This window comes from Streptomyces sp. NPDC059874, from assembly GCF_042731135.1.
In the GTDB taxonomy this organism is placed as follows: Bacteria; Actinomycetota; Actinomycetes; order Streptomycetales; family Streptomycetaceae; genus Streptomyces.
Genome location: NZ_JBHWJY010000004.1, coordinates 148408 through 168020, shown reverse-complemented (window position 1 = coordinate 168020; position 19613 = coordinate 148408). Strand labels below are relative to the sequence as shown.

Annotated in this window: 5 protein-coding genes; all 5 read left to right on the top strand. The window is 73.9% G+C overall.

The window, feature by feature from the left end:
* The first annotated feature begins 166 nt into the window (after nt 1-166).
* The 5 genes from ACFV9H_RS04110 (at nt 167) to budA (ending at nt 19233) form a co-directional block, all read left to right on the top strand.
* Entirely contained in the window at nt 167-9394 is a 9228-nt protein-coding gene (locus tag ACFV9H_RS04110) for a type I polyketide synthase (protein WP_385392982.1), read from the top strand.
* A gap of 26 nt (nt 9395-9420) precedes the next feature.
* Nucleotides 9421-16212 (top strand): amino acid adenylation domain-containing protein, encoded by a 6792-nt coding sequence (locus tag ACFV9H_RS04105; protein WP_385392979.1) that lies wholly within the window; start codon nt 9421-9423, stop codon nt 16210-16212.
* Between the two features lie 76 nt (nt 16213-16288).
* Nucleotides 16289-17422 carry an acyl-CoA dehydrogenase gene (locus ACFV9H_RS04100; protein WP_385392976.1) on the top strand — a complete coding sequence of 378 codons (1134 nt, stop codon included), beginning with the start codon at nt 16289-16291 and terminating at the stop codon, nt 17420-17422.
* A 99-nt stretch (nt 17423-17521) separates the two neighbouring features.
* Nucleotides 17522-18220, top strand: a complete 699-nt coding sequence (locus ACFV9H_RS04095; protein ID WP_385392974.1) for a 4'-phosphopantetheinyl transferase — start codon at nt 17522-17524, stop codon at nt 18218-18220.
* A 230-nt stretch (nt 18221-18450) separates the two neighbouring features.
* The gene (gene budA, locus ACFV9H_RS04090) at nt 18451-19233 is read left to right on the top strand and encodes an acetolactate decarboxylase (protein ID WP_385392972.1); all 783 of its coding nucleotides are present in this window, start codon (nt 18451-18453) and stop codon (nt 19231-19233) included.
* Nucleotides 19234-19613 lie beyond the last annotated feature (380 nt).

The following is a 19613-nucleotide window of genomic DNA, read 5'->3' as shown; positions in this document are numbered from 1 at the left end:
GTCCACCAAATCGCCTTGTGCGGAGCGCACTTGAGGTGCTCGCCTCCTGAGGGTTCGCGCCCCCAAGGGGGGTAATTCTCGCAACCGAACTCACTGTCCGGTGATTTCGGCATGCCCTTCCGGTCATTCGTCGTCTGATTGTCTGAGTTCACTGCGGAGTGCATCGATGATGGACATTGCTGGTCATGGCGTGCGGGATCTCCCTTCACGCGCGGTCGCGGTCGTCGGGATCGGCTGCCGGTTTCCGCAGGCGGACGGGCCGGGCGCGTTCTGGCGGCTGCTGCGCGGCGGCCGTGACGCGGTCACCGATCGGCCTGACGGCCGGGGTCCGGCGCGCGGTGGATTCCTCGATCGGGTGGACGGGTTCGATCCCGAGTTCTTCGGGATCTCGCGACGTGAGGCCGTGGCCATGGACCCGCAGCAGCGGCTGGCCCTCGAACTGGCCTGGGAGGCCCTCGAGGATGCCAGGACCTTGCCGGGCGACCTGGAGGGCAGCCGGACGGGCGTGTTCATGGGGGTGATCGCCGACGACTACGCGACGCTGCTGCACGGCCTGGGTCCCGACGCGGTGACCGGGCACACGCTGACCGGGTTGCAGCGCGGTGTGATCGCCAACCGGATCTCCCACGCGCTGGACCTGAACGGTCCGAGCATGGTGGTGGACACCGGGCAGTCGTCGTCGCTGGCCGCCGTACACCTGGCGTGCGCGAGCCTGCGGGACGGCGAGTCCGAGCTGGCCTTGGCCGGCGGGGTGAACCTCATGCTCGCGCCGCAGAGCACGCTGGTTCTGGAACGGGCCGGGACGCTGTCGGCGGACGGGCGCTGCTTCACCTTCGATGACCGCGCGAACGGCTACGTCCGGGGCGAGGGCGGCGGGGTCGTCGTCCTCAAGCTCCTGGAAGCCGCCGTCCGGGACGGCGACCGCATCCATGCCGTCATCCGCGGCAGCGCCCTGAACAACGACGGTGCGACCGAGACGCTGCCGACGCCCGGCCGTGCGTCGCAGGAGAGGGTGCTCCGCGCTGCCTGTACCGACGCGGGCGTCGAGCCGGGCGAGGTCCGGTACGTCGAGCTGCACGGGTCGGGGACGCGGGTCGGCGACCCGATCGAGGCCGCCGCGCTCGGTGCGACGTTCGGCTCGGCCCGCACCGAGGGCGCCCCGCTTCTGGTCGGGTCGGTGAAGACGAACATCGGTCATCTGGAGGGCGCGGCCGGGATCGCCGGCTTCATCAAGGCCGTCCTGTGCGTCAGCGAACGCGAACTCGTACCCAGCCTGAACCACTCCGAGCCCGGTGAGCGGATCCCGCTCGACGAGCTGCGTCTGCGGGTGAACACCGAGACCCGGTCCTGGCCGTCACTGGAGGGGCCGCTGGTCGCGGGAGTCAGCTCGTTCGGGATCGGCGGCACCAACTGCCATGTGATCCTCTCGGACTGGCAGGGCGCGGAGCGTGCCGCCGGCGAAGCCGATGCCGGGGCGCTGCCCTGGGTCCTGTCGGGGCGTGACGAACACGCACTGCGTGACCAGGTCGAACGGCTGCGCGTTCACGTCGAGGCGCGTCCGGAGCTCGGCGTGGCCTCGGTGGGCCGGTCGCTGGCCGTCACCCGCACCACGTTCGGACACCGCGCCGTCGTCGTCGCCGACGACCGGGACGCCTTCCTCGCCGAACTGGAGGGACGGTCGGCCGGCTGGCCGTCGGCGGCCGTGGTGGAAGGCCGTCACGAGGGGCCGCCCGTCCGGCCGGTCTTCGTCTTCCCCGGTCAGGGCTCGCAGTGGGCGGGCATGGCAGCGGAGCTGATCGAGACCTCCCCGGTCTTCGCCGACCGGATCGGCGCATGTTCCGACGCTCTGCGCCCGTACATGGACTGGTCGCTGACCGATGTCCTGCGCGGTGTCCCCGGTGCGCCGCCGCTGGAGGGCGACGAGGTGATCCAACCCGCTCTGTGGGCGGTGATGGTGTCGCTGGCCGCGCTGTGGCGCTCGGCCGGGGTGGAGCCCGCCGCCGTGGTGGCCCACTCGCAGGGCGAGATCGCCGCCGCCACCGCCATGGGCGCCCTGTCGCTCCAGGACGGCGCGCGGATCGTGGCCCTGCGCAGCAGGGTGCTGAACCGGATCGCGGGCCGTGGCGGGTTGCTGTCGGTGGAACTGCCTGCCGAACGGGTGGCGCGGGACCTCGCGGTGGTGGAGGGGTCGCTGTCCATCGCGGCGGTCAACGGCCCCGCGCACACGGTGGTCGCCGGTCCGGTCGCCGCGCTCGACGCGCTGGCCGCCCACTACGGGCAGGAGGTGCGGACCCGGCGGGTTCCGGTCGATTACGCCTCGCACAGCGCGGATGTCGAGGAACTGCGGGAGGAACTGCTCGGCGCGTTGGCCGGGATCGCCCCGCGCTCCATCGACGTGCCGTTCCACTCGACCGTCACCGCCGAACCGATCGACACCGCCGAGCTCGACGCTGAGTACTGGTTCCGCAACCTGCGCGAGCCGGTGCGGTTCGGACCGGCCGTCGAGGAACTGCTGGACTCGGGCCACTCGACGTTCCTGGAGGTCAGCCCGCATCCCGTGCTGGCGACGGGCATCCGGCAGGCGATCGACGCGCACGGCGGGGACGGCGCCGCGCTGAGCACGCTCCGGCGAGGCCAGGGCGACCGGCACCGGTTCCTCACGTCGGCGGCCGAGGCCTTCGTGCGCGGCGTCGCGGTGGACTGGGCCGCGCTGCTGCCCGGTTCGGCCGCGTCGGCCGACCTGCCGACCTACCCGTTCCAACGCCGCTCGTACTGGCCGTACGGGATGCCCGGGGCCACCGAGCTGGTGCCCGACGCGACCCCGACCCCGACCCCGACCCGGGCCGCGGACGGGCGATCGGTGCTGGAGCTGGTCCGCGGCCTCACGGCGGTCGTGCTGGGCACCGGGTCGGCCGGCGACATCAAGCCCGGCCTGACGTTCCGGGAGATGGGCCTGGACTCGGCCATGACGCTCGAACTGCGCGACCGGCTGTCGACCGCGACGGGGCTGACCCTGGAGAGCACCCTCCTGTACGACCACCCGAGCCCGGCCGCCCTGGCCGCCGCGATCGGCGAGCTGAAGGCGCACGCGTCCACCGGTGGTTCCCCGGCGGCCGCGCGGGAGCGGACGTACCCCGACGACGCCAACGACGCCGACGACGCCGACGACCCCGTCGTCATCGTCGGCATGGCCTGCCGGTTCCCCGGCGGGGTGCGGTCGCCCGATGATCTGTGGAACCTGGTCGACACCGGAACCGACGCCATCGGCGGCTTCCCCGACGACCGCGGCTGGGACCTGGCGACGCTGCATCACCCGGACCCGGAACGGATCGGGACGTCCTACGTCCACCAGGGCGGCTTCGTGCGGGACGCCACGGACTTCGACGCGGAGTTCTTCGGGATCAGCCCGCGCGAAGCGCTCGCCATGGACCCGCAGCAACGGCTCCTCCTGGAAGTCGCGTGGGAGGCGCTGGAGCGCGCCGGGATCGACCCCGCGACGCTGGAGGGCAGCCGGACCGGCGTGTTCGCCGGGGCTATGCACTCCGGGTACGGGCCGAGCATGGAAGCGGCCGGGCACGGCGTCGCGGGACACCTGCTGACCGGCACCAGCGTGAGCGTGATCTCCGGGCGGATCGCCTACGTCCTCGGCCTGAACGGGCCCGCGCTGACCGTGGACACCGCGTGCTCGGCGTCGCTGGTCGCGTTGCACCAGGCGGTGCGGGCGCTGCGGGCCGGCGAATGCTCGCTCGCCCTGGCCGGCGGGGTCACGGTCATGGCGACCCCCGGCATGTTCGTGGAGCTCTCCCGCCAGCGGGTGCTGGCCGCCGACGGCCGCTGCAAGGCGTTCTCCGCCCAGGCGGACGGCACCGGGTGGGGCGAGGGCGCGGGCATGCTCGTCGTCGAACGGCTCTCGGACGCCCGCCGCCTCGGCCACCCCGTGCTGGCGGTCATCGCCGGCAGCGCCGTCAACTCCGACGGCGCCTCCAACGGCCTGTCCGCGCCGAGCGGCGTCGCCCAGCAGCGCGTCATCGGGGACGCCCTCGCCGATGCCGGGCTCACGCCGCGGCAGGTCGACGCCGTGGAGGCGCACGGGACCGGCACCACCCTCGGCGACCCGATCGAGGCCAACGCCCTGTTGGCCGCCTACGGGCGCGACCGGGACCGGCCGCTGTGGCTGGGGTCCCTCAAATCCAACATCGGGCACGCGCAGGCGGCGGCGGGCGTCGGCGGTGTCATCAAGATGGTCCAGGCCATCCGGAACGCGACCCTGCCCGCCACGCTGCACGTCGACGAGCCGTCCCCGTACGTGGACTGGGCGGCCGGGTCGGTGGCCCTGCTCGACCGGGCCCGCCCCTGGCCGGAGACCGGAGAGCCCCGGCGCGTCGGCGTTTCCTCGTTCGGGATCAGCGGGACCAACGCGCACGTGATCCTGGCGGAGCCGCCTGCCGAGGCCGAGGCCGAAGGCGAAGAGCCCGTGCGGCCGGCCGTGGTGCCGGTCGTCCTGTCGGCCCGGACGCCGGACGCACTGCGGGAGCAGGCCAGGATGCTGGCCGCCTCGCCGCTCGACCCCGTCGGCGCGGCGCCGGCCCTGACCGCCAGGACCTCCCTCGACGAGCGCGCCGTGGTGATCGCCCGTGACCGGGAGGAGGCCGACCGGGCCCTGGACGCACTGGCCCGCGACGAGGAGGCCCCCGGCGTCGTCACCGGCCGCGCCGGCGAGCCCGGCCGGACCGTTCTGGTCTTCCCCGGACAGGGCGGCCAGTGGCGGGGCATGGCATCGGCGCTCGCAGCCGAAAGCCCCGTCTTCGCCGCCCGTCTGGCGGAGTGCGAGCGCGCGCTCGCGCCGTACATCGACTGGTCGATGGCCGACGTACTGGACGGGGCGCCCCTGCTCGACCGGATCGACGTCGTGCAGCCCGCGCTGTGGGCCGTGATGGTGTCACTGGCCGAGCTGTGGAGGTCGGCCGGGGTCGTCCCGGACGCCGTGGTCGGTCACTCCCAGGGCGAGATCGCCGCCGCCGTCGTGGCCGGGGCACTCACCCTCGACGACGGAGCCCGCGCCATCGCGTTGCGCAGCAGCATGGCCGTTGCGCTGATGGGCAAGGGGGCGATGGCCGTGATCCCGCTGCCCGCGGAGCGGGTGCGGGAACGACTCGGCACGCTGAGCATCGCCGCGATCAACGGACCGGCCGGCACCGCCGTGGCCGGAGACCCGGACGAGATCGCCGAGTTGGTCGACACCTACCAGGCGGAGGGCGTCAACGCCCGCGTGATCCCCGCGGCCTTCGCCTCGCACTGCCCGGCGGTCGAACCGATCCGCGAGAAGCTCCTGGCCGAGCTGGCGCCGCTGTCCCCGCGCAGCGGCGAGATCGCGCTGATGTCCTCGGTCACCGCCGACTGGCAGGACGGCGACGCGCTCGACGCGTCCTACTGGTACCGGAACCTGCGGCACACCGTGCGCTTCCAGGAGGCGGTCGAAGCGCTCATCGCGTCCGGCCACACCACGTTCGTCGAGGTCGGCCCGCACCCGGTGCTGGTCGGCAACATCGGCCAGATCCTGGAGGAGGCCGGGGCCGACGGGATCGTCACCGGCTCGCTGCGCCGCGACCACGGGGACCTGCGCCGGTTCCTCACGTCCGCCGCCGAGGCCCACGTCCAGGGCCTGCCCATCGCCTGGGAACGGCTCACCGGGACGGCAGCCGGCCACGTCGACCTGCCCACCTACCCCTTCCAACGTCGTCGCCACTGGCTCACGGGCACGAACGGACCGTCCGGAACGGCCGACCTCGGCCAGGCTCCGGCCGACCATCCCCTGCTCGGCGCGGCCGTCGACCTCGGTGACGGCGAGACGGTGTTCACCGGGCGGCTGTCGACCCGCACCCACCCTTGGCTCGCCGACCACGCCCTCTCGGGGACGATCGTCGTCCCGGGTACCGCGCTCCTGGAGCTGGCCCTGCACGCGGGCGCGAAGGCCGGGACGGCGCGGATCGAGGAACTGACGGTCTCCACGCTCATGGAACTCCCGCAGGACGGAGCCGTCGACCTGCGCGTCCGAGTGGCCGGCGAGGACGCCAACGGGCTCCGCACCTGCCGGATATCGGGCCGCGCGACCGGCGGGGAGTGGATCGAGCACGCCACCGGCACGCTCGGCCCCGACACGGCCACGGCACCGGTCCCGGCGCCCATCCACTGGCCGCCCGCCGACGCCACCTCGGTACCGCCGGCCCGGATCCACGAAGACCTCGGCCTGCGCGGGTACGAGTACGGGCCGGTGTTCCAGGGGCTGTGTACCGCCTGGCGACAGGGTGGTGAGCAGTTCTCCGAGGCCGTCCTGCCCGAGCCGGAGGCCGCGAACGCCGGGGCCTACCGCCTGCACCCCGCCCTGCTCGACGCGTCCCTGCACGGCCTGATCTCCGATGCCGTGGGCCGCGAGGGGCAGTGCGTGCAGCCGCTGCGCTGGCGCGGGGTGTCCCTGTTCGGTACGGGTGGCCGCGCCTTCCTGCGGATCCACGCGGCGCCCGCCGTGGACGGAGGCCTCCCCCTGACCCTGCTCGACGCCTCGGGAGATCCGGCGGGGCTGGTCGAGTCACTGGAACTATGCCCGGTCGCCGCGGGCCGCCCGGCCGATCCCGCCACCGTGGCGCGCGGCTCCCTGTTCGCGCTCGACTGGCAACCGCAGGCCGAGCCGGCAGCCGGATCGCCGGCCGGGCAGGTTCCGGTCCCGTGGGACGCCCTCTGCCTGGACACGCTGCTCGCGGCGGCGGAGCCGCCCGAGCACGCCGTCGTACTGTGCCCGTCCGCGCCGGGCCGAGCCGACGAGGACGGAACCGACGCGGCGACGGCGGCCAGGGGCGCGGTCCACCGGACGCGGGACCTGCTCGCCCGCTGGCTCGCCGAAGACCGGCTCGCCGGGTCCCGCCTGGTGCTGGTCACCCGTGGCGCCGTCGCCGCCCGGCCCGGCGAGACCGTACGGGACCTCGCGCAGGCGGCGGTCTGGGGCCTGGTACGGACGGCACAGGTCGAGCACCCGGGCCGGTTCGCCCTGGTCGACCTCGCGCCCGACGCCCCCGACGCCGCCGAGGTACCGGCCGCGGCACTGGCGCCGGACGAGCACCAGGTGGCGGTCCGGGGCGGCGCCGTCCTGGTGCCCCGGCTCGTGTCCGCGGTGGGTGACCCGGAGCTCCGGCTCCCCGACGGGCCTGCCTGGCGGCTGGACATCCCCGAACGCGGCACCCTCAGCGCCCTGGAGGTCCGGCCCTGTCCCGAAGCCGCCGCAGAACCCGGCCCCGGCCAGGTCCGGATCGCGGTCCGTGCGGCAGGCCTCAACTTCCACGACGTCCTGGGCGCGCTCGACATGCACCCCGGCGACCCCGGCCCGCTCGGCCTGGAAGGCGCGGGCGTGGTCACCGCGACCGGGCCCGGTGTCACCGGTCTGACCACCGGCGACCGGGTGATGGGCCTGTTCCCCGCCGCGTTCGCCGCGGTGGCCCACGCCGACCATCGCACCCTCGTCAAGATCCCCGACGGCTGGTCGTTCACCCGGGCCGCCGCCGTGCCGGTCGCCCACATGACCGCTCTGCACGCCCTGATCGAGCTGGGAGGCGTGAGCGCGAGCGACCCCGTCCTGATCCATGCCGGGGCGGGCGGCGTCGGCATGGCAGCCGTCCAACTGGCCCGGCACCTGGGCGCGGAGGTCTACGCGACCGCGAGTCCCGCCAAGTGGCCCGCACTGCGTGCCCTCGGCGTCGACGACGACCACCTCGCCTCGTCCCGCGAGCCCGGATTCGGCGAACGCTTCGGGGCGGGTGGCCGGCGCATGGCGGTCGTCCTCAACTCGCTGACCGGCGAGCTCGTCGACGAGTCGCTGCGGCTGCTGCGTCCCGGCGGGCTCCTGGTCGAACTGGGCAGGACCGACCCGCGTGATCCCGCCGACGTGGCCGCCGCGCATCCCGGCGCGCGCTACCAGGCCTTCAACCTCCTCGAGTTGCCGCCCGAGCACCTCGGCGGCCTCCTGAACCGAACGGTCGAGCTGTTCGCCGCGGGCGCGTTCACCTGGCCCGCCGTCACCGACATGGACGTCCGGCGCGCACCCGAAGCCTTCGGGCTGCTGCGCCAGGGCACCCACGTCGGCAAGGTCGTGCTCACCGTCCCGCCGGTCCTCGACCCGGACGGAACCGTCCTGATCACCGGTGGGACCGGCGCCATCGGCCGGGCCATCGCCCGGCACCTGGTCACCGAACACGGCGCACGACGGCTCCTGCTGGCCGGACGCCGCGGCGGTGACGCGCCAGGAGCGGCCGAGTTGGCGTCCGACCTGAACGGGCTCGGCGCGGAGGTGGGGTTCGCGGCCGTGGACGTCGCCGACCGGGACGCCGTCGCCGCGATGATCGGAGCGGTCCCCGACCGGCACCCGCTGACCGCCGTGATCCACGCCGCGGGCGTGGTGGACGACGCGCCGATCACCTCGGTCACCCCCGACCAGATCGACCGGGTGATGCGCGCCAAGGCCGACGGGGCCTGGCACCTGCACGAGCTGACCGCGGGTCACCCGCTCACCGCGTTCGTCCTGATCTCCTCGATCATGGGGACGCTCGGCGGCGCCGGCCAGGGCGGCTACACCGCCGCCAACGCGTTCCTCGACGCGCTCGCCCGGCACCGCCGCTCGCGTGGCCTGCCCGCCCTCGCGCTGGCCTGGGGCCTGTGGGACGACCCGGACGGCATGATGGGCGCCCTCACCGACGCCGACCGCGCCCGCTTCGCCCGGGCCGGGCTCGTGGAGATGGCTCCCGAATACGGCCTGGCCCTGCTGGAGGCGGCACTGCCGTCACCGCACGCCGTCCTCGCTCCCGCCCGGCTCGACCGTGAGATCCTGCGCGACCTCGGAACGGAGCTCGCGCCGGTCCTTCGCGAGGTCGTGGCGGCCGCCGGAGCGGGGCGGCCCGGGAACGCCCCCGAACACCGGCGCCGCCGGCCGCTGCGGGACGAGCTGACCGGCCTGTCCGCCGGTGAACGCGCCGGGATCCTGGCCGACCTGATCCGGACCCACATGGCCGCCGTCCTGGGCTCCCGGCCCGAGGCGATCCCGGACGACAGGCCGTTCGGCGAGCTCGGGTTCGACTCGCTCACCTCGGTCGAGTTCCGCAACCGCCTGGGCGCGGCGACGGACCTCAAGCTCCCCCTCACCCTGCTGTTCGAGGCGCCGACGCTGCCCGAGCTCGTCGCGGTCCTGGACACCGGACTCGTACCGCCCGAGGAGACGCCGGCAGCCCCGGCAGCCCCGGCCGCCCCCGAGGACGCCTACAGGGACATCGAGGCGGACGTGTCGGCGCTCGTCGAAGCCGCGACCGCCGAGGAACTGCTCGACTTCATCGACCGCCAACTCAGCGGCAACTGACCCCCCTCACGAAGGACCGATCCGTCATGGAATCAGAAGCAGACGAGAAGCTGCTCGGGTACCTCAAGCGCCTCACCCTCGACCTGCACCAGGCGCGCGGGCGCCTGCGCGAGCTGGAGGAGGGGGACAGGGAGCCGATCGCGATCGTGGGCATGGCGTGCCGGTATCCGGGCGGGATCGACTCGCCCGCCGCCCTGTGGCGGCTGCTGGCCTCCGGCGGGGAGACCGTCGGCGCGTTCCCCCGTGACCGGGGCTGGGACGCCGACCTGTACGACCCCGAGAACGGCGGCCGGAGCCTGACCGGCTCCGGCGGCTTCCTCTACGACGCGGCGGACTTCGACGCGGGCTTCTTCGGCATCAGCCCGCGCGAGGCCCTCGCCATGGACCCGCAGCAGCGGCTGCTGCTGGAGACCGCCTGGCGGGCCTTCGAGGACGCCGGCATCGATCCGGAGTCGGTGCGTGACACCGAGACCGGCGTGTTCGCCGGACTGTCCTGCCAGGACTACGGGCTGGGGCGCGGCGACGTGCCCGAGGAGGCCGAGGGCTTCCTGACGACCGGCTCGGTGGGCAGCGCCGCCTCCGGCCGGATCTCGTACACGCTCGGCCTGCGCGGCCCGTCGATCACCGTGGAGACGGCCTGTTCGTCCTCGCTGGTCGCGCTGCACCTGGCCGTCCAGTCGCTGCGCCGCGGCGAGTGCGCGATGGCGCTGGCGGGCGGCGCGACGATCATGTCCACACCGCAGCTGTTCACCGAGTTCACCCGAATGGAGGGCCTGTCGCCGGACGGCCGGTGCCGTCCGTTCTCGGCCGCCGCAGGAGGCAGCGGACTCTCCGAGGGCGTGGGCGTGCTGCTGGTGGAACGGCTGTCGGACGCGAGGCGGCTCGGTCACCGTGTGCTGGCCGTGGTGCGCGGCAGCGCGGTGAACCAGGACGGCGCCAGCAACGGCTTCACCGCGCCGAGCGGCGCCGCGCAACAGCGGGTCATCGGGCAGGCGCTGAAGGACGCGCGACTGTCGCCCGGTGACATCCAGGTGGTGGAGGCGAGCAGCACCGGCACCGAGCTCGGCGACCCGATCGAGGCGCGCGCCCTGTTGGCCGCCTACGGGCGTGATCGGGACCGGCCGCTGCGACTCGGCTCGCTGAAGCCCAACGTCGGGCACTCCCAGGCGGCGGCGGGCGTCGCGGGGGTCATGAAGACCGTGCTGTCGATGCGGCACGGCATCCTCCCCGCCACCTTGTACGTGGACGAGCCCACCCCGCACGTCGACTGGTCGGCGGGCGCGGTCGAGCTCGTCGCCGAGGAGACCGCGTGGCCCGAGACGTCAGGTCCCAAACGCGCCGCGGTGTCCTCGCAAGGCATCAGCGGCACCAACGCACACGTGATCATCGAAGAAGCGCCGGCCATCCTCGAAGAGGCGCCGCCCGCCGAGCAGGACGGGCCCGCCGAGCAGGACGGGCCCGCCGAGCAGGACGGGCCCGCCGAGCAGGTCCGGCCCGCCGAGCAGGACGGGCCACGTCTGCTGACCCTGTCGGCCAAGACGCCGGCCGCGCTCGCCGAACTCACCGCGCGCTACGCCGACCTGCCGGCCGCCGGCGCCGACCTGCTCGCCGACGGCGATCCGCTCGCGTCGATCTGCCGGACCACGAGCCTCGGGCGCGCGCACTTCACGCACCGGCTTACTGCCGTCGCGTCCTCGTACGCCGAGCTGCGGGACCTCCTCACGCGGACGCGCCGGGACGAGACACCGCCGCCCGGCGTCCGCGTCGGCGCGCGGACCCCGGAAACCAGCCGGGGCCCGGTCTTCCTCTTCACGGGCCGTCCGGACCCGCGGTACGCCGACGCGGCCGCCACACTGGCCGAGGCCGAGCCGGTCTTCCGGAGCGCCCTGGACCGGTGCGCCGAGACGGCCGGCAGCCGACCCTCGCCGTTCGCCGTCGAGTACGCGCTCGCCGAGCTGTGGCGGTCGTGGGGCGTGGAGCCCGCCGCCGTCCTCGGCCACGGCGTCGGCGAGCTGGTGGCCGCGTGCGTCACGGGAACGATGAGCCTGGAGGACGCCCTGCGGGCGGCGGCCCAAACTCCGGGGGACGACGCCGCCCAGCCGGAACGTTTCACCGACCGGATCGCCGCGCTGCTGCGAGACGGACACCGGACCTTCGTGGAGATCGGGCGCGCCTCGCCGCTCCTCGACCAGGTCCGGACGACCGAAAGCGCCACGTTCCTGCCGTCGTTGCGCGAGGGAGAAGACGCCCGGCGCACTCTCCTCGACGGCCTCGGCGCGCTCTACACCCGAGGCGTCCGGATCGATTGGGCCCGGGTGCACGGCGAGCCCGTCGGGCCGCCCGCGCAACTGCCCGGATACCCGTTCCAGCGCGAGCGCTACTGGCTCTGGACGGGAGGCCCCGGCAGGGACCAAGCACCGGCTCACGGCGGGCCGTTGGTCGCGCAGGTGCGCCTCGTCGGCGCCGACGGCACGCCCGTGGCGCTCGCCGACGGCGTACGTCTGGAAGCGGTGCCCGGCCCGGCCGCGCCCGCCGCGGCCGAAACGGACGGGCGCGCCGCGCATGCGACGGGGAATCCCGCACCGGAGACCGAGAACGTCGCCGAGCTGGTGGTCGGCATCGTCGGGCGTGCGCGCGGTGCGGCCGTCGCCGGCGACGACCTGGACCGGTCGTTGCGCGGCCTGGGCGTCGACTCGCTGATCGCGATGGACATCCGGCAGACCCTCGCGCGGCGGCTCGGCGTCGAGCTGCCACTGCGCGACCTGCTGGACGGCCGGACCGTCAGCGAGATCACGCGGACCGTCCAGGCGGCCCGCGGCGGCGGCGCGGGCCGGGCCGAGGAGCCCGAGGTGACGCTGGTCGCCGACCCGGCGGCCCGCCACGAGCCGTTCCCGCTCACCGACCTCCAGCAGGCCTACCTGGTCGGCCGGACCGACGCCTTCGAGCTCGGCAACGTCTCCACCTCGTTCCTCGTCGAGGTCGACCTCGAGGAGACCGACCTCGACCGGCTCACCACCTCCTTCCGGCACCTCATCGAGCGGCACGACATGCTCCGCGCGGTCGTGTCCCGGGACGGGCACCAGCGGGTGCTCGCCGAGGTCCCCGACTTCTCGATCGCCACGGTCGACCTGCGGACGTGCGACGAAGCCGAACGGGCCCGCCGCTTGGCGGAGATCCACGAGGAGATGCGCAACCAGGTCTTCGACACCGAGGTCTGGCCGCTGTACGACGTACGCGCGACCCTGCTCGACGCGCACACGACCCGGCTGCACCTCAACTTCGACGCGCTGATCATCGACGGCCGGAGCTCCGGGCTGCTGTTCCGGGAGTGGGCGGAGGCCTACCGCTCCGGGAGGCCCGCGGAGCCCGCCCCGGCGGTCACCTACCGCGACTACGTGCTCGCCGCCGCCGCGACGGATGCCGCGCGCGAGAAGTCGCTCGCCTACTGGCAGGCACGCGTCGCCTCCCTCCCGCCCGCGCCGCACCTGCCGCTGCGACCGGGACCCGCGCCACGTCGGCCGGTGTTCACCCACCGCACGGCCCGGATCGACCCCGAGGCCTGGCAGCGCTTCGAACACAATGCCGCCGCGGCGGGCATCTCGCCCTCGGCCGCCCTGTGCACCGCGTACGCGCAGGTACTGGGCGCCTGGAGCGCCTCGCCGCGCTTCACGCTCAACCTGCTGGCGTTCAACCGGCGGCCACTGCACGAGGACGTCGGCAGGGTCATCGGAAACCTCAGCGCGACCACCCTGCTGGAAGTCGACGCCGCCCCCGGCGAGGACTTCACCTCGGGCGCCGCACGGTTGCAGAACCAGTTGCTGACCGACCTCGAACACGGGCACGTCAGCGGCGTCGAGGTGCTGCGCGAGCTGAACCGCACCCGGGGCGGGACCGGCCTGGCGAGCATGCCCGTGGTCTTCACCAGCACGCTCGGCTTCTCGGCGCGGGGCGACGGTGAGCGCGGCGGGCTCACGGCCCTGACCACGCTCGGCGCCTCCGGCCGGCCGGCGTCCTGTTCGGTGCGGACCCCGCAGGTGTGGCTCGACCACCAGGCCGTGGAGGAGGCCGGGGAACTGGTCCTCAACTGGGACGTGGTGGAGGAGATGTTCCCCGACGGCGTGGTCGACGGGATGTGGGAGGCCTACCTGGACCTGGTGCGGGACCTGTGCGGCGAGGGGGCGTGGCGCCGCCCGCCGTCCGTGCTCGCGCCGGTGGCCGACCTGGAGGTTCGGAAAGCAGCCAACGCCACGGACGCCCCGGTCCCCTCAGAACTGCTGCACGACGCGTTCCTGCGGCAGGTCGGGGCCCGGCCCGACGCGCCCGCCGTCATCACCGCCGCCCGGACGCTCAGCTACGGGGAGGTTGACCGCCGCTCCGACCGGATCGCCCGGTGGCTGATCGACCGCGGCGCCGGCCCGGGCGTGCTCGTCGGCATCGTGATGGACAAGAGCTGGGAGCAGGTCGTCGCGGCGTTGGGCATCCTCAAGGCCGGGGCCGCCTACGTGCCGGTCGACGCCGCCGTGCCCGGCCGCCGACTTCGGACGATCATGGAAACCGCAGGTATAGAGCTGGTGTTGACCCGGTCGGCGGTCGCTGACGGGCTCGACCTGCCGGCCGGAACCCGCTCGCTGCACGTCGACACCGAGCCGGAGGACACCGGCGCCGGCGGCCCCCTGCCGCCTTCCCCGGCCAAGCCCGACGATCTCGCCTACGTCATCTTCACCTCGGGTTCCACGGGGGTTCCGAAGGGCGTGATGATCGAGCACACCGGCGCGGTCAACACGATCCAGGACGTCAACGACCGGTACGGCGTGACCGCACGCGACCGCGTCCTGGCCCTGTCCGCGCTCAACTTCGACCTCTCGGTCTACGACGTGTTCGGCCTGCTCGCGGTCGGCGGAGCCGTGGTCCTGCCCGACGCGTCGGCTCAGCGTGAACCGGCCGCCTGGCTGGAACTGGTGGACCGGCACCGCGTGACGATCTGGAACAGCGTCCCCGCGCTGATGGAGATGTTCGTCGAACACGTGCGGGCCCTCGGCGCCCCGCCGTCGCTGCGCCTGGTCATGATGAGCGGCGACTGGATCCCCGTCACCCTCCCCGGAGCCATCGCCTCGATCCTGCCGAACGCGCGGATCCACAGCCTGGGCGGCGCGACCGAGGCGTCCATCTGGTCGATCCAGTACCCGATCACCCGCACGGACCCGGACTGGACGAGCGTCCCGTACGGCAGGCCGATGCGGAACCAGCGCTTCCATGTGCTGGACGAGGCGCTCCGGCCACGCCCGACCTGGGTCCCGGGCGACCTGTACATCGCCGGGGCCGGCCTGGCCCGCGGCTACCTCGGCGACGACGCGAAGACGCGGGCGGCGTTCATGCGCCACCCGGTGACGGGCGAGCGGCTCTACCGGACCGGTGACCTCGGCCGCTACCTGCCGGACGGCGACATCGAGTTCCTGGGGCGGGCGGACTCCCAGGTGAAGATCCAGGGGCATCGGATCGAGCTCGGCGAGGTCGAGGCCGCGCTGCTGCGCCGGTCGGACGTACGCGCGGCGGCCGCGGTGGCCGAGGGCGAACGGGGCGGCCCCAGGCGGCTCGTCGCGTACGCGGTGTCGGGTACCTCCGAGGCCGAGCTGCGCGCGGCGCTCGGCCGGGAACTGCCCGGCTACATGGTGCCCGCCCGCATCGTCCCGCTGGACGAGCTGCCGCTGACCGGCAACGGCAAGGTGGACCGCCACCTGCTGCCGTCGCCCGAGGAGACGGCCCCGCGCTCCGGCGAGACGGTCGCACCGCGCGACGCGACCGAACGGCTCCTCGCCGAGATCTGGGCCGAGTTCCTCGCGCCCGCCGGCGGGCCCGTCGGAGTCACCTCGAACTTCTTCGACCTCGGCGGCGACTCGATGCTCGCGGTGCGGATGATGACCCGGATCCGCCGGCGCACCGGCCGGTCGCTGCCGGTGGCCACGCTGCTCGCCCGGCCGACCGTCGAATCGCTCGCCGAGGTGCTGCGCAAGCCCGGCGACGAAGGCCGAGCGGCCCTGGTCGCCGTCCGGGACTCCGGAACCAGGCCACCATTGATCTTCGTCCACCCGGTCGGCGGCGACGTGCTCTGCTACGCCGGGCTCGGCGCCCTCCTGGACGACGACCAGCCGCTGCACGCCCTCCAGTACCCCGACCTCGAACCGGCGCCGCAGACGGTGGCCGACCTGGCCGCACACTACGCCGACGCGATCACCGAACGGTTCCCGGACGGCCCGTACCGGCTCGGCGGCTGGTCCATGGGCGGCGTGATCGCCCTGGAGATCGCCCGCCTGCTCGAAGGGCGGGGCAGGACGGTCGAGCTCGTCGCGGCCGTGGACCTGCTCGAACCGCCCGGCCGCGCCGAACCCGCCTCCGAAGCGGCGCTGTTGGCCCGGTTCGCCCGCGACCTGGCCGGCCTGGCGGGAAGCGATTGGAACCCCGATCCGGCCGAGTTCGAGCCCACGGGCGACCGGTCCCCGATCGAGGAGCTGCTGACGCGGGCCCGGCACGCCGCCGTCCTGCCGGACGACATCGACGCCGCCACCCTGGAACGGCTCGCGGGCCGGTTCCTGCGCCTCAGCCGCGCTCTGGCCGACCACGAGCCCGCCGCGTACCGGGGCAGGGTCCGGCTCCTGCGGGCCATGGACGGGGCCGCCGCCGCGACCACCCGGCAGTGGCTGGACCTCCTCGGCGACCAGGCCGAGAGCATCGACGTGCCCGGCGACCACCACAGCGTCATGCGCTCCCCGAACCTCCAGACGCTGGCAGCCGAGCTCGGCAAGGCCCTGGAGGACCTGTGATCCGAACCTGCGACCCGAACCCGCCGAACCCGCCGAACCTGTCGAACCCGTCGAACCACCGAACCAGGAGGACCGGATGACCACCATGGAACTGCCGACCCGGGCGGCCGAGACGGCCCTGACCGCCGCATGGGTCATGGACCGCGTACGGGCGTACGCCTCGGGCCTCCCGGCGCGTGCGCCGGAGATCGAGCGGCTGGGCCGGATTCCCGGAGACGTCCTCGACGGCCTCAAGGCCACCGGGCTGCTGCGCGCCGCCCTGCCACCGTCGCGGGGCGGTGTCGAGATGACCGTGCCGGAGATCACGCGGGCCGTCGACCTGCTGGCCGAGGGGGACGCCTCGGTCGCCTGGTGCGCGGCCGTGGCGCTGAACGCCGCGCTGGCCGTGGTCTCGCTGCCCGCCGAGGTGTTCACCGAGCTGTTCCCGGACCAGGACCTGATCACCGCGACGGCGCTGCCGCCGGCCGGGCGGACGGTCCGGCGGGACGGCGGCTACCTCCTGTCGGGCCGCTGGTCCTACGGCAGCGGGATCACCCACGCCGACCGGGTGATGGCCGGGTTCCAGACCCCGGAAGGCGCCCCGAGGGTCGCCGTCTTCGACGCCGCGCACGCGCGGGTGCTCGATACGTGGAACACCACCGGGCTGCGCGGCACCGGCTCCCACGACTTCGAGGTCACCGACCTGTTCGTCCCGGAACGGCACACGTTCGGGCTCGTACCCTCCGGCAGCCGGCAGGAGCCGCTCCACCTGCGCGCCGACAACCTCGCCCTCAAGATGGCGGGCGTGCCGCTGGGCATCGGCAGGTCCGCACTGAACACCGCGAGGGAGATCCTGGCCGCCAGGCGCACCGCGCTGCCCCGGCCGGGCGTCCCGGCCGACCTCGCGCACGCGGAGTCGCTGATCGGCGCGGCCGACGCCTACGTGTACTCCACGCTGGAGAGCGCCTGGGCCGCACAGGCGGCGGGCCTGGTTCCCGAACGCGGCACGGCCGCGCTGGCCCGCCGGTTCGCGCACCGGGCCTGCCGGGAGGCCGTCCAACTCCTGTACGACGCCGTGGGATCGGCTGCGGTCTACACCGAGCGCACCCCGCTCGACCGGTGCCTGCGCGACCTCATCACCGCGGGCAGCCACGTCGCGTCCTCGGAGAAGATCCTCGACGGGGTCGGCGACCTGCGGCTCGGCGGCGCCCCCGCCTCACCCCATCTCTGATGCCCCCTGGGCCCTGTCGTCGAATTCGCCGCCCTTCGGGCGACGACGGGAATGTGACGACAGGGCCTGGCCCGAATCCGCCGATGGAGGTCGGAACTTGTGATCGATGAGCTGCTCCCGCACTGGGTGGCGGCCGTGGAGACCCACGGTGACGACGAGGCCGACCGGGCCCCGCTCTACCCCGAGGAACAGGAGGTCGTGGCGCGGGCGGTGGACAAGCGCCGCCGTGAGTTCTCCGCGGTGCGCGCCTGCGCTCGTCGCGCCATGGCGAAGCTCGGCCTGCCGCCGGTCCCCGTGCTGCCCGGCGAGCGCGGCGCTCCCCGATGGCCGGAGGGCCTGATCGGCAGCATGACCCACTGCGACGGCTACCGCGCCGCCGCCCTGGTCCACGCCACCGACCTGGCTTCCCTGGGCATCGACGCCGAACCCCATCGGCCACTCCCCGACGGCATCCTGCCCGCCGTCGCACTGCCCGCCGAACGCGAGCGCCTGGCGCTGCTGGGCGCCCGGCGGCCCGAAGTCCACTGGGATCGAGTGCTGTTCAGCGCGAAGGAGTCCGTCTACAAGGCCTGGTACCCGCTGACCGGGAAGTGGCTGGACTTCGAGGAGGCGGACATCGAGATCCACATGCCGTCCGGAACCGCTTCGTACGGCCGCTTCCGCGCCGAGCTCCTCGTACCAGGACCGGTCGTGGGCGGCCGCCGCCTCGGACACTTCGAGGGAGTGTGGACGGTCGGCCGGGGTTTGATCGGCACCGCGGTGACGATTCCGCAGGTCTGCCCGTCTTCAACGGCCTGAAGGCCCGACCTCGGTCGGGTCGGAAGTCGGCGCAGCGCGGAGTGGGGGCGCGAGGGGGTGGAGTACGGCGGGCGCGCGGCCGGTGCACTGCCGTGTGCCGACGCGCGACCGGGTGCGCGCCGTTGTGACGGCCTTTTCGGTTCCCTAGCGTGCTGGACGCAGGTCCGGTCGGGGAAGCGTGGAGTCGCCGGCGGACTACACGAGGACTCACGGGGACTCAGGGGGGGCACATGCCGGGAACGGAGTCGACTCCGCATGACACGCCGGAGCAGCAGGAGCCGCGCACTCGGCCCAGGGGGCGGATCTTCCAGACCTCGACCATGACGGCCATGCTGGAAGGCGTCTACGAAGGCACGACGACCATCGCCGAACTCTGCCGCAGCGGAGACTTCGGCATCGGAACCTTCGACCGGCTCGACGGCGAAATGATCGTCCTCGACGGCCGGTGTTACCGGTTGCGCGCCGACGGGACCGCCGGCGAAGCCGACCCGGCCACGCGAACGCCCCTCGCGGCGGTCACCTATTTCCACGGCGAGTACGACTGGCGGATCACGGAGCCGGTGGACGCCGCAGGGCTGCGCACGGCGATCGACGACTGGCTCCCGAGCCCCAACCTGTTCTACGCGGTCCGCGTGGACGGACACTTCGACCACATGGTCACCCGCATGCTCCCCGAGCAGCACCGCCCCTACCCCCGGCTGATCGACGCGGTGGCGGGACAGATCATTGCCACGCACACCGACCTTCACGGGACGATCGTCGGTTTCCGAAGCCCCACCCACATGCTCGGGGTGGCCGCGGCCGGCTACCACCTGCACTTCCTCTCCGGCTGCCGCACCCGCGGGGGACACGCCTACGACTTCGTACTCCGCTCAGGGCGGGTGCGCGTCGACGTGGGGTACGAACTGTTCCTGCGCATGCCGCGCACCCATGACTTCCGCAGCGCGCGGCTCGGCCGGGGCGACATCGCAGGTGAGATCGAGGCGGTGCTCCAAGGCGGCCCGAGGCCGTAGGGGAGGGGGGAAGCCTCGGGAATCAGGTCGGCCGGCTCGCAGCGGCTCGTTCCTCACCGCCCATGTCGAGGAGAGGTCGCCGGCACCAGGCCCCGGGACAGGCGCTCGGGGTAGGCGATGTCGGGTCGGGTAGTCGGGTTCGGGGCCCGAGGCTGAACGGAGGGTACCGGTCGGTGCCCAGCACGCCGTACGCGGCTCGGCGCCGCGATCGGCCGAGCGCTGCCGCCGGCGACGGGCAGCCGTTTGACCTCGTACCTCCATCATCGCGGCCGCGCGTGCCAGGCTCCACTCGGGCCGTGCGGTGGTTCCGGGGGCGGCCATGACGGCGGGTCTTCGAGTCCGGCTGTGAGGACATTCCCGGTGAGTCGGAGGAGCATCGA